Source organism: Streptomyces sp. DT2A-34 (assembly GCF_030499515.1).
Classification (GTDB): domain Bacteria; phylum Actinomycetota; class Actinomycetes; order Streptomycetales; family Streptomycetaceae; genus Streptomyces.
The window spans coordinates 2,627,983-2,643,426 of sequence record NZ_JASTWJ010000001.1 but is presented as its reverse complement, the minus strand read 5'-3'; the positions used below and the strand labels follow the sequence as shown (position 1 = coordinate 2,643,426).

Genomic DNA, 15,444 nt, shown 5'->3' with positions numbered 1-15,444 from the left:
ACGGATGTTGCTCTACGAGCGCGTCAGCGGTCGCTGCTCGCCCCACGGCGACGCAGGCCGAAGAAGACCGCGCCGCCGCCGATCGCGACCAGGGCGATCGCGATGCCGGCGATGAGGCCGGTGTTGGAGCTCGCGCCGGTCTCGGCGAGGTTGGAGTCACCGGCGTCCGCCGGGGCCGGAGCGTTGCTCTCGGTGCCCGCCGGGGCGGTGCTCTCGCTCTCCGAGGGCGTCGGGGTCGGCGTGTCGGTCTCCTCGGCCGGGGTCGAGGCGGAGTCCGACGGGGTCGGGGTGTCGGTCGGAGCCGGCGGCTCCTCCTCCTTCTTGCAGGCCGTGGAGGGGGTCGTCAGGTTCGGCTTGATGTCCTCGTCGACATAGCCGGCGGCCTTGACGTGGATCCGGTACTCCGCGTCCGGCTTCCAGTCCTCGGCGAAGGTGATGGTGACACCTTCGCGCGAGCCCTTGACCTCCTGCTCGCCGACCTTCTTCAGGTCGGCGCCGTTGTTCTGGAGGAACACGCTGACGGTCGCCGGGACACCGCTGGGGTCCACGTCGGTGACCGTGATGACGCCCTTGTCGCCGTCGCACTTGGCTTCGGCGGAGAATTCACTGATGTCGCACGCGAGGGCGTTGCCCGCGAGGCCGAGCGCGAGCGCGACCGAGGCCGAGGCAACACCAAGAGCGCGCACGGAGCGCGCAACAGTACGGCGGTTTATGGACACTTTTGTCCTTACGAGTTGCACAACTGAGGGGGGTTGAACGAGGCGGTGATGTGTCATCACCGTCCCCAGGAGTCTCACAGGTTTATAAGCGTGGCATAAGCAGTGTCAACGCATATGCAGTCCACGGGCGTTGGCTTTGCCCTCTTATTAATCGCTGAGACGTTTCAACGCCGCCGGAGCCTCCTCGATCCGGTCAACCAGGGCGATACGGGACTCCATCGAGCGGTCCCGGGCCAGGGACTTCAGCAGGGGCCACGTCGGCAGCTTCTCGGTCCAGTGGGCGCGGTCGACCAGGACCATGGGAGTGGGCTCACCGCGCGACTCGTAGTAGTTCGGCGTCGCGTTGTCGAAGATCTCCTGTACGGTGCCGGCGGCGCCCGGCAGGAAGACGACGCCCGCGTTCGAGCGGGCCAGGAGGCCGTCCTCGCGGGTGGCGTTGGCGAAGTACTTGGCGATGTGGGAGGCGAACGGGTTCGGCGGCTCGTGGCCGTAGAACCAGGTCGGGATGCCGACGGAGCGGCCGCCCTTCGGCCAACGGGAGCGCACCTCGAAGGCCGCCGTGGCCCACTCGGTGATGGAGGGGGTGAACCCGGGCGCCTTCGCCAGGAGTTGGAGGGCGTCGGTGAGCATCTCTTCGCCGTACGCGGCGGCGTAAGCGCCGAGGTTCGCCGCCTCCATCGCGCCCGGGCCGCCGCCGGTGGCGACGGTGAAGCCCGCGCGGGCCAGCTCCCGGCCGAGCCGCGCCGCACCCTCGTACGCCTCCGTGCCGCGGCGCATCGCGTGGCCGCCCATGACGCCCACCACCCGGGCGCCGGAGAGGAGTTCGTCGAGGGCGTCGGAGACGGAGTCGTCGTGGACCGCGCGGAGCATGGAGGCGTAGATGTCGCCGTCCGCCTTGGTCTGCTGGAACCAGTCGTACGCGCGGGCGTCGGGCGTGTTCTCGTAGCCGTCGGCCAGGGACGCGAAGAGTTCGTCGGGCGAGTAGACCCGGCCCCGGTACGGGTCGAAGGGCAGGCCGGGGAGCGGCGGGAAGACCAGGGCGCCGTCCGCGCGGATCTTCGCGGCCGCGTCCTCGCGCATCGGACAGCCCAGGAAGACGGCGCCGGCCGTGTCCGTGGCGAGCAGTTCGCGCGTACGGTCCGTCAGATCGACGGCCTGGACCCGGAAGCCGGCGAGGGTGCCGCGCGCCGCGACGGTCGCGTCGAACTCCTCCAGCGTCTCTATCTCACGGTCGTTGTGGTGGGCCGCATGGGCGGGCATCGTCTGCACCCGCCCATGCTAGGCACCCCCCGAGGGACGGCGGGCGTCAGCCCTCGATGGCCGACGGGTCCATCCACACGACCTCCCAGGTGTGGCCGTCGAGGTCGTCGAAGGCGCGGCCGTACATGAAGCCCGGGTCCTGGACCTGGTCCGAGGCCGTGCCGCCCGCGGCGACCGCCTTCTCGACCAGCTCGTCGACCTTCTCGCGGCTCTCGGCGCTCAGACAGATCAGCACCTCGCTGGTCCTCGTGGCGTCCGCGATCTCCTTCTTGGTGAAGGTCGAGTAGAACGGCTTGGTGAGCAGCATCGCGACGATGGTGTCGCTGATCACGACGGACGCCGCGTTCTCGTCGCTGAACTGCGGGTTGATGGAGTAACCGAGCTCCGTGAAGAACTTCTTCGAGGCGTCGAGGTCGTTCACGGGCAGGTTCAGGAAGATCATCTGCTGGTACGCGGGGGCGGTCATCGTGGTCTCTCCCATCGGGGTGGCTGCTGTTCGGTGGGGTAGACCGGGGGGCCGGGCGGAACTCATCGCCGGGCGGAGATTTTTTTCCTGCGAGTTTTTCGCCGGGGGCCGGGGCCCGCTCGACCGCTTCACCGTGCCAGGGGCAGCGCGGCCAGCTGGGCCACGATCAGGGTGAGCGGGCCGAAGAAGGCCAGCAGGATGCCGACGCGCAGGGCGGCGGCGCTGCGGAGCATCGCGGTGGGGGCGCCGAGGCGGAGGAGCGCGGCCGTGGTGTCGGCGCGGGCGTGTTTGGCCTCCACGGCGGCCGTGAGGAGGGTGGCCACCGTGCAGCCGGTGACCAGGGTGACGCCGAGGGTGGTGAGGGGGCCGAAGGGCGGGGTGGCCGCGTTGCCGGAGAGGGGCGCCATGGCGTAAACGGCGGAGGTGACGGCGCAGACGATGCCGAGGGGGCGGCCGATGCGGACGGCTTCCTCCATCAGGACACGGCCGGCCAGGAGGCGGAGGGCGCCCGGTCGTGCGGTCTGCAGGAGGCGGCCGCAGAGGTGGGTGAGGCCGGGGGCGGCCAGGGCGAGCCCGAGGGCGGTGAGCAGCCAGCCGACCACGACTCCGGCGGGGCCGGTGGGGAGGGCGGCGGCCATGGCGACGGCGGTGCCGGTCGCCGCGCGGCCGGCGTAGGCCTCGACGGCGAGGCCCCCGGCGAGGACCGCGATGCCCCAGGGGAGGCCGGCGGGGGGTTTGCGGGGGGCGAGGGGGCGTGCGCGGCCCGAATCGGTCGCGGGAGCGGGGTCGGCCACCGCTTCGGTCCAGTCGGCCGGTGGGTTGTCCGTGGTGGGGTCCGGCCTCCGGGCCGGGTCGCCTGCCTGCGGGGTGCCGCCTTCGGGCTGTCGGCGCCCGTTCGCGTGGGCGTTGCCACGCTCGCCGCGCCGCAGGTGGGTGCCGAACCGACCGTACGCCCCGAACGTCTCCCGCGGCCCCGGCCTGCCGTACGCCCCGAAGCGGACGTACGCCCTGCCCGTGCCCTGGGCGGCGGCGGTGGGTCCGAGTTCCCTCGGGCGCAGCGTCAGCGCCACCATCAGCGACGCGATCGCCGGCACCAGGGTCAGCAGCGTCAGCGTGGCCGGCAGGGGCAGGGGGCTGCCCGCCGCCAGGAACTCCGCGGCCGCGCCGTCGAAGGGCATGCCCGTCAGGTCGCCCCTCAGGTGGAGGAAGACCAGCAGGGCCAGCGTGGAGCCGAGGGTGCAGGACAGGGCCGTGGTGGTGGCCGAGACGGCCATCAGACGGGCCGGGCCCAGGCCGATGGCCGCGAGGCCGGGGCGGGGCCTGGTGCCGGGGTCGGTGCGGGCCACGGCCACGGCGAAGTGGACCGTCGCCGCCAGCGGGGGTGCGCACCAGGCCAGGCGCAGGAGCGACGCGGCGGGGGAGTCGTGGGACATCGCGTAGCCCAGGGCGCAGAGCAGCAGGAAGCCCGTACCCGCCGACGCCGCCGCCACCAGCAGGCGGCGCAGCTGTACGGCCGGTTGGGCGCCGTGGGTCAGACGGAGAGCGAGCACGCGGCCCGGCCTTCCGTCTCCGTGGCCGGGGGCAGGTGCACCGTGTTCACGCGCCGTCCGTCCATGAGCGTGACCGTGCGGTCGGCGAGGGTCGCCGGGTCCGCGTCGGGGCTGGCCAGGACGACCGTGATGCCGTGCGAGCGGGCCGCTGTCGTCAGGGTGCGCAGGATGTGCGCGCGGTCGGCGCGGTGCAGGGGGGCGGTCGGCTCGTCGGCGAACAGGACCGTGGGTGAGGGGGCCAGCGCGCGGGCGATGCAGACGCGCTGGCGTTCGGCGTGGACCAGCTGGTGCGGGCGCTTGCGGGCCGACTCGGCGACGTCCAGGCGGTTCAGCCACTCCAGCGCGGCCGCCTTGGCGCGGCGGCGGCTGGTGCCGCGCAGCATCAGGGGAAGGGCGGTGTTCTCCCAGACGTTCAGCTCGGGGACGAGTGACGGTGCCGGGTCGATCCAGCTGAAGCGGTCGCGCCGGAGCCGTTCGCGGTCCGCCGGGCCCATCTTGTGCACCGGGACGCTGTTGAACCAGACCTCGCCCCGCCGCACCGCGGCCAGACCGGACAGACACCGCAGCAGAGTCGTCTTGCCGCTGCCGCGCGGGCCGATGACGGCGAGGACCTCGCCCTCCTGGACCCCGAGCGAGACGCCGCTGAGCGCGGGCGAACCGTCGTTGTGCGTGAAGTGCAGGGCGCGTGCCCAGAGCACGTCGTTGTCCGGCGGGGCCACCATCGCGTACACCTCGGTTCTGATCCGTTTTCCCAGGCCTGATCCCTCGTGCGGGGGAACGAAGGCTGGGCTGATCGGTCACTGGCACGCTAGGCAGCCGCCGCCCGGAGCCCGGACAGCACACGGCCCCGGGCCGCCGTGTCTCACTCGAACGGGCGGCACCGGGGCCGGTGTGTTGATCATTCAGACGGGAGAACGTCTTCCGTCGACCGCCGGGCCGCTGAACGGTCCGGCGATCGGCTCGGAGATCGGCTCGGAGATCGGACCGGCGATCGGTCCGGGCGTCACAGCTTGGTCCACGCCTCCGACAGCGTCGCCCGCAGGATCTGCTCGATCTCGTCGAACGTCTCCTGGTTGGAGATCAGCGGCGGGGCGAGCTGGACGACCGGGTCGCCACGGTCGTCGGCACGGCAGTACAGGCCGTTCTCGTAGAGCTTCTTGGAGAGGAAGCCGTACAGGACGCGCTCGGTCTCGTCGGCGTCGAAGGACTCCTTGGTCGCCTTGTCCTTGACCAGCTCGATGCCGTAGAAGAAGCCGTTGCCGCGGACGTCGCCGACGATCGGCAGGTCGTGCAGCTTCTCCAGCGTGGCGCGGAACGCCCCCTCGTTGTCGAGGACGTGCTGGTTGAGGCCCTCGCGCTCGAACAGGTCGAGGTTGGCCAGGCCGACCGCCGCGGAGACCGGGTGGCCGCCGAAGGTGTAGCCGTGCAGGAACGTGTTGTCGCCCTTGTAGAAGGGCTCGGCCAGCCGGTCCGAGATGATGCAGGCGCCGATGGGGGAGTAGCCCGACGTCATGCCCTTGGCGCAGGTGATCATGTCCGGGACGTAGCCGAACTTGTCGCAGGCGAACATCGTGCCCAGGCGGCCGAAGGCGCAGATGACCTCGTCCGAGACGAGCAGCACGTCGTACTGGTCGCAGATCTCGCGCACCCGCTGGAAGTAGCCGGGCGGGGGCGGGAAGCAGCCGCCCGCGTTCTGCACCGGCTCCAGGAAGACCGCGGCGACCGTGTCCGGGCCCTCGAAGAGGATCTGCTGCTCGATCTGGTCGGCGGCCCAGCGGCCGAAGGCCTCCGGGTCGTCGCCGTGGATCGGGGCGCGGTAGATGTTGGTGTTCGGGACCTTGTGCGCGCCCGGCACCAGCGGCTCGAAGGGGGCCTTCAGGGCGGGCAGGCCCGTGATGGACAGGGCGCCCTGCGGGGTGCCGTGGTAGGCGACCGCACGCGAGATGACCTTGTGCTTGGTGGGCTTGCCGACCAGCTTGAAGTACTGCTTGGCGAGCTTCCAGGCGGTCTCCACCGCCTCACCGCCGCCCGTGGTGAAGAAGACCTTGTTGAGGTCGCCCGGCGCGTGGTCCGCGAGGCGCTCGGCGAGCTCGATCGCCTTCGGGTGGGCGTAGGACCACACCGGGAAGAACGCCAGCTCCTGCGCCTGTTTGAAGGCGGTCTCGGCCAGCTCGACGCGGCCGTGACCCGCCTGGACCACGAACAGACCGGCGAGACCGTCGAGGTAGCGCTTGCCCTTGTCGTCGTAGATGTAGGTGCCCTCGCCCCGGACGATGGTGGGGACGGGGGCCTTCTCGTACGAGGACATACGCGTGAAGTGCATCCACAGGTGGTCGTACGCGGTCCTGCTGAGGTCCTGAGGGGTGTCGGTGCTCACGGTTATCGGGTCCTCACGGTTATCGGGTTCCCCACATGTAGGTCTGCTTCTTGAGCTTGAGATAGACGAAGCTCTCGGTCGAGCGCACTCCGGGGACGGCCCGGATGCGTCGGTTGATGACGTCCAGGAGGTGGTCGTCGTCCTCGCAGACGATTTCCACCATCAGGTCGAAGGACCCGGCTGTCATCACCACGTATTCGCATTCGGACATGGCGGTCAGCGCGTCGGCGACCGACTCCACGTCGCCCTCGACGTTCACGCCGACCATCGCCTGCCGTCGGAAACCCACGGTGAGCGGGTCCGTGACGGCGACGATCTGCATCACGCCCTGGTCGAGCAGCTTCTGGACGCGCTGGCGCACGGCCGCCTCGGACAGGCCGACAGCCTTGCCGATGGCGGCGTACGGCCGGCGGCCGTCCTCCTGGAGTTGTTCGATGATGGCGAGGGAGACGGCGTCCAGCTGGGGACCGCCCGTCCTGGACTCGCGGGAGTCCCTGTGCTCTGCGCTTCGACTGGCCACGACGTCACTGTGCACGACGTCTCGACAGTTCCGCAAGGCCCTGGCGATGAAATTCGTTGTTTACGAGACTGAGACTTGCGGATTTCGCAGCCATGGCGCGATCGGGGGTGTTGAAAACGTGGCTCGGCCGACTAGGGTGGGTGTCTCAGTAACTGGACAACCAGAACTGACAGCCACAAGCAGTGAAGACCTGACAGGAGGCCGGCAGTGAGCACCGAGCTGCGTCGTCTGCGCAACTACATCGACGGTGAGTTCCGGGACGCCGCCGACGGACGGACCACCGAGGTGGTCAACCCCGCGACGGGCGAGGCGTACGCGACCGCGCCGCTGTCCGGGCAGGCGGACGTCGACGCCGCGATGGAGGCCGCCGCCAGGGCCTTCCCGGGCTGGCGTGACACGACCCCCGCCGAGCGCCAGAAGGCCCTGCTGAAGATCGCGGACGCGTTCGAGGAGCGGGCCGAGGAGCTCATCGCGGCCGAGGTGGAGAACACCGGCAAGCCGATCGGGCTCACGCGGTCCGAGGAGATCCCGCCGATGGTGGACCAGATCCGCTTCTTCGCGGGTGCGGCGCGGATGCTCGAGGGCCGTTCGGCCGGTGAGTACATGGAGGGCCTGACCTCGATCGTCCGCCGTGAGCCGGTCGGCGTCTGCGCGCAGGTCGCGCCCTGGAACTACCCGATGATGATGGCCGTATGGAAGTTCGCGCCGGCGATCGCGGCGGGCAACACGGTGGTGCTGAAGCCGTCGGACACGACGCCGGCGTCCACCGTGCTCATCGCCGACATCATCGGCTCGATCCTGCCCAAGGGCGTCTTCAACGTCATCACCGGTGACCGCGAGACCGGCCGCATGATGGTCGAGCACCCGATCCCGGCCATGGCGTCCATCACCGGCTCGGTGCGGGCCGGTATGCAGGTCGCCGAGTCCGCGTCGAAGGACCTCAAGCGGGTCCACCTGGAGCTGGGCGGCAAGGCGCCGGTCGTCGTCTTCGAGGACACCGACATCGCCAAGGCCGTCGAGGACATCTCCGTCGCGGGCTTCTTCAACGCCGGGCAGGACTGTACGGCCGCCACCCGCGTGCTCGTCCACGAGGCCATCCACGACGAGTTCGTGCAGGCGCTCGCGAAGGCCGCCGCCGACACGAAGACGGGGCAGCCGGACGACGAGGACGTGCTGTTCGGCCCGCTCAACAACCCCAACCAGCTCAAGCAGGTCTCCGGGTTCATCGAGCGGCTGCCCGCCCACGCCAAGGTCGAGGCCGGTGGCCATCAGGTCGGTGAGAAGGGGTACTTCTACGCGCCGACCGTCGTGTCCGGGCTGAAGCAGGACGACGAGATCATCCAGAAGGAGGTCTTCGGGCCGGTCATCACCGTGCAGTCCTTCTCGGACGAGGCGCAGGCCGTCGAGTGGGCGAACGGTGTCGAGTACGCGCTCGCGTCGTCGGTGTGGACGAAGGACCACGGGCGGGCGATGCGGATGTCCAAGGCGCTGGACTTCGGGTGCGTGTGGATCAACACGCACATTCCGCTGGTTGCGGAGATGCCGCATGGTGGGTTCAAGAAGTCCGGGTACGGCAAGGACCTTTCGGCGTACGGGTTCGATGACTACACGCGGATCAAGCACGTCATGACGTCTCTGGACGCCTAGTCGTTCGACTGCGGGTGCGTGAGGGGCTGGTCGCGCACCCGCGGCGGAGCCGCATATCGGGCACCGCCCCGCGCCCCTCAGGGCGTTGCTGCGGTGGCGTGCTGCGGCCATGGCCCTCTCGTCGCACAACTCCGCGCCGGCTCGCCGGAACCTGCTGCGCACCCTTGGCGCGGGTGCGCTGCTGGGCGGTCTCGCCGGTTGTGGTGTGCCCGCCGCCTACGTGCCGCCCAGCGAGCGGGCCGCCGCCGATCTCTCCGCCAGCGACAGGCGGCTGACCTGGGCCGACTGGCCGCTGTACATCGATACGGACGACGAAGACGAGAACCGGCGGCCGACGCTGGAGGCCTTCGAGGAGCGCACCGGCATCTCCGTCGAGTACGTCGAGGAGATCAACGACAACGACGAGTTCTTCGGCAAGATCAGTCCCGCCCTGATGAACCACCAGCGCACCGGCCGCGATCTCGTCGTCATCAGCGACTGGATGTGCGCCCGGTTCGTACGGCTGGGCTGGGTGCAGGAGTTGGACCGGGCGCGCCAGCCCCACGTGACCAAGTACCTGGACCCGCTGCTGCGTTCACCGGCCTTCGACCCCGGACGGAAGTTCACCGTGCCGTGTCAGTCTGGCATCACCGGCATCGCGTACAACCGCCGCAGGCTGGGCCGCGAGGTACACAGCGTGTCCGAGCTGTGGGCGAGCGACCTGAAGGGCCGGGTGGCCCTGCTCTCCGGTCTGGACGAGGCGTTCGCCCTGCTCATGCAGGGCAACGGCGTCGACATCACCCGCTGGACGGCGGGCGACTTCCACACCGTCTGCGACCAGGTCGAGGAGCAGGTGCGCAAGGGCCGGATCCGCCGCTTCACCGGCAACGACTACATCAAGGACCTGTCGAGCGGCGACGTCCTGGCCTGCCAGGCGTACTCGGGCGACGCCATCCAGCTCCGGGCCGACGACCCCGACATCCGCTTCGTCGTCCCCGAGGAGGGTGCCGAGCTGTGGTCGGAGTCCCTGATGATCCCCAACCCGGCCCGCCACCAGGCCAACGCCGAGCGGTTCATCGACTACTACTACGAGCCCGAGGTCGCCGCCGAACCGGCCGCCTGGGTCAACTACGTCTGCCCCGTCCCGGCCGCCCAGGACGTGCTCGCGCCGCCGAGGACGAGGAGACGGCCGCCCTGGCCGAGGACCCGCTGATCTTCCCGGACCGGGCGATGCGCGACCACCTCGCCATCGCGCGGGACATCACGTCCGAGGAGCGGGTGGAGTTCGGGCAGCGGTGGAACGCGATCGTGGGGCTGTAGGGAGCCGCTGACTCCGACTTGTGACGAGGATTTTTAGTTGGCACAAAAGAGGGATAGTTGGCATCAAGATCACGGGCGTTCTCAGAGGTGGTGTGGCTGAGCGTTTCAGTTGGCGAGTGAGTGGTTGAGTCAGCGAGTCGAGCTGCGCCAGCCGCCCGCGGAGACGCGTGTGCTGGCCTGCGGCAACACGACAGCAGCGCCGCAGGCCAGTCAGGACGCTCCCGGACGGGACAGCCGGGTCAGCCGTCGATGCACGAGGGCCAGTGGTCTTCTGCCCACTCCGGCCAGCCCGGCCAGCCCGCCGGTGGGGCGGGGATCTCGCCGCCGTCGAGTTCGGCGGCGTCAGGCACCTGGAACTGCTCCCGCCATTGGTCTACCTCGGTCTCGCTCATCGGGAACGTCTGATGCGGTGCCGTCGCCTGGCGGTGGGTGATGCGGGCGAGCTGGACGTCCTTGTCCACGGGCACGTAGACCACCTGGCATGCTGCCCCGACCGACCGTGCCAGCCAGCGCAGTGCCGACCGTTCATCGCGGCCCCAGAGCCCGTAGTCGAGCACGACGCTGGTCCCCAGCCGCAGCGCCTGCAGGGCGACCGAGATGAGCCGCCCTTCGAGCACCCAGCGCTTGCCGTCGGCCATCGGATCGCCGAACAGCGGGATCATCCAGTGATCTGGGGTCAGCCGCAGCGCCTGGTGCGTTGCGGCGAGCTCTTTGGCCCGGGTGGTTTTCCCGGCTCCGGGGAGCCCGACCATCAAGAGCAGGGTGGCGACACGCGGGTCCCGCGTGACGATGGGGCCGGCTGCATGCGGGCATGGGTATGGGTTTTCGTACTGTGAATCGAAACGCTGCGACTGAGACATGACTTCCCTGATCAGGCAGGATGGCCCGGCAGCACAAAAGCAAGCGTGTGACTGCCGACAGGACACTGATCCGGCGGTACGTCAGCAAGGGGCCGCGGTTACGGCAACCTCGGACACCGCCGCTGAGCGGCGGTACGGGTAGTCATGGGAGCGCAGCAGCACATGCCGGCACCATAGCCGACCCGGACGTCGATCCGTCAGCAACCTGCGTGTCAAGCGAACCGGGCTCGGTCCTGCGGCGCCCTGAACGTGGCTCCGCCAATTCAAGCGCTCATCCGCCAACTGAAGTGCTCAGTCACAGGTGGCGGCGCATCACCTCGATGCACGTGGCCCGGGCCGCGTTCGATCGGTCCCGGGATACGGGATTCCGAGGTTCATGCCGGTGTCGGTGGTGATCGGTGACTGCTGCCAAGCGAGGCTCATCTGTGCGCAGGCTTCCGCGCGGGCCGTGGCCACGAGGGTTGCTTCGGGGCCCGCGACCGTCGTGGCCTCGATGGAGCCATGCCTGGTGGAAGGCCATGCGTGCCAGCAGACCGCTGACCTCGTCGGTGAGTTGTTGTCGTACGGCGGGCGAGGACTCCGGCCGGCGCCGTATGCGGTACGGCATCTCTACCGGCTCGACCAAGGCGGGCGCGACGACCTGTTCGGCCCTGACAGGCTGCTTGATTCGAGGCACGCGTTCGCGAGTGGGCGGTCGCCGTCCGACACCGCAACCTGCGACTGGCGGCGATGAACCGGAAGGTGCCCAACCGGCGCGAGTCGCTGCTCGGCGATCTGCCGGTGGGCACGCCGGCCGTGGCTGTCAGAGGTCGAATTCTCCGTCCCGGGTCTCCGGCAGAGCCAGGACACATACCAGGCTGACCAGGCACAATCCGCCCGCGTAGACCCCCAGCGCCAACGGCGACGCCCAGTGGCTGTTCAGCCAGGTGGCGACCAGCGGGGCGAAGCCGCCGCCGAGCGTGTTGGCGAGGATGAATGTCGCGGAGGCACCCGTGTAGCGCAGACGGGCGGGGAACAGCTCCGGCAGGAACGCCGCGATCGGCGCGAACATCAGCATGAACAGCACCAGGCCGACCGTGAACGCCCCCGTGATGACGAGTCCGTTGCGGGTGTTCAGGGCTCCGAACATGGGGAGCGCCCACAGCACGCATCCGATCGCGCCTGCCAGTATCACCGGCCGTCTGCCGACTCGGTCGGCCAGCCGGGCGGCGGGGATGGTCGTGGCGGCGGCAGCGACGGCCCCCACGCTCGCTGCGGCCAGCATCGTGTTCTGGGAGATGCCGAGGGCCTTCGGCCCGTACGAGATGCTGTAGACGATCGTCAGGTAGTAGACCGACGAGCCGCCGATGCCGGCGCCGATGCCGAGCAGAAGCCGGCCGGGGTGTTCCTTGAGCAGGGTGCCGAGCGGGAATCGGGGAGCGGAATCCGTGGCGCGTCCCCGCTCTGCGAACACCGGCGACTCGGTGACCCTCGTACGTACCCAGAGGCCGATGACGATCAGCAGTGCGCTCAGCAGGAAGGGCACGCGCCAGGCCCCGGCTGCGAAGCCGTCGCGCCCGGCGATCGAGAGGGTCGGCAGGATCACGGCGCTGGAGAGCAGGAAGCCCAGCAAGGGGCCGACTTGGGGGATCGACGCGAACATCGCTCGGCGCCCCGGGGGCGCGTGTTCGGCGGCCAGCAGCACCGCGCCACCCCACTCGCCGCCCATGCTGACGCCCTGCAGAAGGCGGAGCGTCACGAGCAGGGCGGGGGCGAGAAGGCCGGCGGTCTCGTACGTCGGCAGCAGCCCGACCCCTACCGTTGCCACGCCCATCAGGAGGAGGGAGATGACCAGTGCTCGTTTGCGGCCCAGCCGGTCGCCGATGGTGCCGAACAGGACGACACCCACGGGGCGCGCCAGGAACGCGGCCGCGAAGGTGAGGAAGGCGGCGAGGGTCTGGACCGTGGCGCTGCCGGACGGGAAGAAGGCAGGGCCCAGGACGAGCGCGGCGGCGGTGCCGTACACCGCGAAGTCGTAGTACTCGACCGTGGTGCCGATGAGGCTCGCGACGGCGACCCGGGACACCGTGCGCGTGTCGCTCGTGCGTGTGTCGGGGAGTGTGGGCGGACTGCTGACGGATTCGGACATGGAGCGGCTCGTTTCCGGTTGGACTGTGGCGTCGGATGCCGGTGATCTACACCACAGCGGGGACGTGGTGCGGAGAAAGGTGACGCCTGGCCGAACGTCGTGCACGCAGTCGTGCCGTCCTTCGGCACGCCGGACGTGGTTGCGGAGGTGCACGTCGTCAAACTGCTTGCCGTGACCGAGGCCGTCGGTTTCTGACCCGCGCTTGGATCGGTGGCCTGCCCGAACGAAACGCCGTGGTGGCGCCCGACGTGAGCCTCGCTCTGCCCATGTCGTGGTTCACGTGCGGCTTGGCTGGCGCGGCCGAAGTGACCAGGAGCACCGGAGGAGTTCCTCCGTCTCCCACCGGGGTCGAGCCGCTCAGGGCGGCTCCTGACATCGAGGAGTGAGAGAAAGTGCAGGCGTAGGCCTGAACCGGGCGGTCCTCCAGGGCCGCCCGGTGTGTGGGGCTGTGGGGATACCACGTGCTTGCGCCGACGCGGACGGAGTCAGCTGTTCCAGCGCTCCAGGACCCGCTGCTGGACATCCTGCCGGGCCCTCGACACCGGTGCGTGCGACGGACAGGTGCCCCTCGACACCGGTGCGTGCGGCGGACAGGTGCCCCTCGATGATGATCTCGGCGCTCGCCGATCTCGCCGCGCTGCTGGAGGCTCTGCGCTGGATCAGCGGCACCGGCCGGCGTTCGGACTGAACGGTCGGCGGGACGTTCCCACCGCCCCAGCCCGCAAGGCGACCTGACCGGCCTCGGCCGCTTTCCGACCTGCGCTTAGAGTGGTGGCGTGTCCCAAGGAAACGCCGTGGTGGCGCGCAACGTGCGCCTTCTGAGAGAGCAGCGGGGTCTGTCCCTGGCCGAATTGGCCCGGCAGGCGGGGCTGGCGAAGCAGACCCTGTCGAATCTGGAGCAGGGGGCGGGCAATCCCACGGTGGACACGCTGTTCTCCATCGCGGCCGCGCTCGGTGTGCCCGTCACCAGGCTGGTGGCGGAGCGCGAACAGATGATGACCGTGCAGCGGGGCGACGAGGTCGTCTGGCAGCGGCACGCGGGCTACGAGTCCCGCACGCTGGACCACATCTACGGATCCGGTGTCATCGAGAACTATCTGGTGCGCATCGGCCGGGAGGCGGAGGGCGCGGGGAAGCTGTCCGAGCCGCACCCGGTGGGCACCCTGGAGCACCTGTACGTCATCAGTGGCAGGGTGCGTGTGGGTCCCGCCGACAGTCCGGTGGAACTGTCGGCCGGCGACTTCGTGCGCTATCCGGGCGACCGCCCGCACGTGTATGAGTCGCTGGACGGCGAGAGCCTGGTGCACATCGTGGTGAGTGTGCCGCGGGTGCAGCCCGGTACGGGCGGTACCACCGTCGCGCGTACCCATGGCGGCGGTCGGCACTGAGCGCCGGGGCGGTGTGCCGTCGATCGGCACGTCTGCTTGGTTCGTACGGGCCGAACCGGGAGCGTGGCCGCTGACGGGCAGGTCGGGCCGGTTGGTGGGTTGGATCCCGTCGCGAAGGCGGCCTCGGTGCCGCATGCTTCGGGGTCGTCGCCAGCAGGATGGCCAGGCGGCCGCTGTAGGAGGGGACTTCGTGCGGGTCAGGCCCCGGAAAGCCCGCCCAGCCCGGCCGGTACCGCCTGCCGTGCCTTGGCCGCGGTGATCGTCCGGCCCGCTTCGAAGGCCACGCGGCGCAGGGCCGGGGCGAACCGGGCGGGGTCGAAGCGCCGGTCCGCGCCGGCGATGGACAGGGCCGCCACGGGGCGACCGGTGGGCCCCATGATCGGTACGGCGACGCAGGTGAGGCCGAGGGTGGCTTCCTGACGGTCGTAGGCGATGCCGTCCTGGCGGATGCGGCGCAGGTCGGCACGGAAGCGGTCGGGGTCGGCGAGGGTGTACTCGGTGCGGGCGGGCAGTCCCGCCGCGATGGCCGCCTCGGCGGCGTCGTGGTCGAACGCCAGGAGTGCCTTGCCGACCGCCGTGCAGTAGGCGGGCAGGCGGGCGCCGATCCGGGAGGGTGAACGGGCCGCACGGTGGCCGTGGAGCTTGTTGACGTAGACGATGTGCGTGCCGTGGAGCACGGCGAGGTGCACGGTCTCGTGGGTCAGCTCGTACAGGTCTGCCAGGTGCGGCAGCAGCCGCTCCTGGAGCAGCGGGGTGGTGGGGCCGTAGGCCCGGCTGCCGATGTCGAAGAGCTGGGCGCCCAGTCGGTAGTCGCTGCCGACCCGGTCGACGAGGTCGTTGCGCTGGAGGATCCCCAGCAGCCGGAAGGTCGTCGACTTGCTCATGCGGGTGCGGCGGGCCAGCTCGCTCACGCCGATCTCCCCGTCCAGCTCGGCGAGGGACTTCAGCAGGGTGAGCGCCTTGTCGACGGCGGTCTGCTGCTCCGGCGCGGTGTCGTCCGGCGCGATGGCCGGCGTGCAGCCGGCTGGGGGCTCGCTGTGGTGCGAAAGGGGGGAGTGGAGTGGCATGGCGGGCTCCGATGACGATCAGGCGACACATTAAAATGGACGCATGTCCAATGTAGGTGACCATTTCGGGGTTGTAAACGGGCGAAGCGTGGGTGCTGTTCCACATCTCGGCACGATGGCTGGGCAGGGCGTCGCCGGGCGACGTCTCCTGTGCCCATGCAGC

Annotated in this window: 12 protein-coding genes and 1 pseudogene; 3 read left to right on the top strand and 10 right to left on the bottom strand. The window is 70.1% G+C overall.

The genetic code is table 11. The features are described 5' to 3' along the window. Positions 1 to 23: 23 nt before the first annotated feature. The 7 genes from QQM39_RS11395 to QQM39_RS11365 form a co-directional block, all read right to left on the bottom strand. A complete protein-coding gene (locus tag QQM39_RS11395; protein WP_301996585.1) occupies positions 24 to 686 on the bottom strand; it encodes an LAETG motif-containing sortase-dependent surface protein in 663 nt (220 codons plus the stop codon). A gap of 180 nt (positions 687 to 866) precedes the next feature. After that, on the bottom strand, positions 867 to 1,988 hold the full coding sequence (locus tag QQM39_RS11390) for an LOG family protein (RefSeq protein ID WP_301996584.1): 1,122 nt from the start codon (positions 1,986 to 1,988) through the stop codon (positions 867 to 869). A gap of 37 nt (positions 1,989 to 2,025) precedes the next feature. Continuing rightward, entirely contained in the window at positions 2,026 to 2,445 is a 420-nt protein-coding gene (locus QQM39_RS11385) for a VOC family protein (protein ID WP_301996583.1), read from the bottom strand. Between the two features lie 128 nt (positions 2,446 to 2,573). Then, a complete protein-coding gene (locus QQM39_RS11380; protein WP_301996582.1) occupies positions 2,574 to 3,995 on the bottom strand; it encodes a hypothetical protein in 1,422 nt (473 codons plus the stop codon). Continuing rightward, a complete protein-coding gene (locus tag QQM39_RS11375; protein ID WP_301996581.1) occupies positions 3,977 to 4,717 on the bottom strand; it encodes an ABC transporter ATP-binding protein in 741 nt (246 codons plus the stop codon). The genes QQM39_RS11380 and QQM39_RS11375 overlap by 19 nt, the downstream gene beginning before the upstream one ends. A gap of 281 nt (positions 4,718 to 4,998) precedes the next feature. After that, positions 4,999 to 6,372, bottom strand: coding sequence for an aspartate aminotransferase family protein (locus tag QQM39_RS11370; RefSeq protein WP_301996580.1), 1,374 nt, complete (start codon positions 6,370 to 6,372; stop codon positions 4,999 to 5,001). 19 nt (positions 6,373 to 6,391) lie between these two features. Next, the gene (locus tag QQM39_RS11365) at positions 6,392 to 6,907 is read right to left on the bottom strand and encodes an Lrp/AsnC family transcriptional regulator (protein ID WP_301996579.1); all 516 of its coding nucleotides are present in this window, start codon (positions 6,905 to 6,907) and stop codon (positions 6,392 to 6,394) included. A 192-nt stretch (positions 6,908 to 7,099) separates the two neighbouring features. Here QQM39_RS11365 and QQM39_RS11360 point away from each other — a divergent pair, with 192 nt between their 5' ends. Further along, positions 7,100 to 8,539 carry a gamma-aminobutyraldehyde dehydrogenase gene (locus tag QQM39_RS11360; RefSeq protein WP_301996578.1) on the top strand — a complete coding sequence of 480 codons (1,440 nt, stop codon included), beginning with the start codon at positions 7,100 to 7,102 and terminating at the stop codon, positions 8,537 to 8,539. Between the two features lie 109 nt (positions 8,540 to 8,648). Then, a pseudogene (locus tag QQM39_RS11355) lies at positions 8,649 to 9,838 on the top strand (spermidine/putrescine ABC transporter substrate-binding protein). A 239-nt stretch (positions 9,839 to 10,077) separates the two neighbouring features. On the opposite strand, the gene QQM39_RS11350 reads toward QQM39_RS11355, so the two are convergent. Then, positions 10,078 to 10,590 carry an ATP-binding protein gene (locus tag QQM39_RS11350; RefSeq protein ID WP_301996577.1) on the bottom strand — a complete coding sequence of 171 codons (513 nt, stop codon included), beginning with the start codon at positions 10,588 to 10,590 and terminating at the stop codon, positions 10,078 to 10,080. 910 nt (positions 10,591 to 11,500) lie between these two features. Continuing rightward, positions 11,501 to 12,826, bottom strand: a complete 1,326-nt coding sequence (locus tag QQM39_RS11345; RefSeq protein WP_301996576.1) for an MFS transporter — start codon at positions 12,824 to 12,826, stop codon at positions 11,501 to 11,503. 776 nt (positions 12,827 to 13,602) lie between these two features. On the opposite strand from QQM39_RS11345, the gene QQM39_RS11340 reads away from it, so the two are divergent. Continuing rightward, complete coding sequence (locus tag QQM39_RS11340) at positions 13,603 to 14,214, top strand: helix-turn-helix domain-containing protein (protein WP_301996575.1); 612 nt, start codon at positions 13,603 to 13,605, stop codon at positions 14,212 to 14,214. A gap of 197 nt (positions 14,215 to 14,411) precedes the next feature. On the opposite strand, the gene QQM39_RS11335 is transcribed toward QQM39_RS11340, so the two are convergent. Continuing rightward, positions 14,412 to 15,281, bottom strand: a complete 870-nt coding sequence (locus QQM39_RS11335) for an IclR family transcriptional regulator (RefSeq protein WP_301996574.1) — start codon at positions 15,279 to 15,281, stop codon at positions 14,412 to 14,414. Positions 15,282 to 15,444: the final 163 nt, after the last annotated feature.

Excerpts from the sequence above, each read along its gene's own strand:
- QQM39_RS11385 (WP_301996583.1), bottom strand. The coding sequence starts at position 2,445 with ATGACCGCCCCCGCGTACCAGCAGATGATCTTCCTGAACCTGCCCGTG.
- QQM39_RS11335 (WP_301996574.1), bottom strand. The coding sequence starts at position 15,281 with ATGCCACTCCACTCCCCCCTTTCGCACCACAGCGAGCCCCCAGCCGGC.
- QQM39_RS11375 (WP_301996581.1), bottom strand. The coding sequence starts at position 4,717 with ATGGTGGCCCCGCCGGACAACGACGTGCTCTGGGCACGCGCCCTGCAC.
- QQM39_RS11350 (WP_301996577.1), bottom strand. The coding sequence starts at position 10,590 with ATGGTCGGGCTCCCCGGAGCCGGGAAAACCACCCGGGCCAAAGAGCTC.
- QQM39_RS11345 (WP_301996576.1), bottom strand. The coding sequence starts at position 12,826 with ATGTCCGAATCCGTCAGCAGTCCGCCCACACTCCCCGACACACGCACG.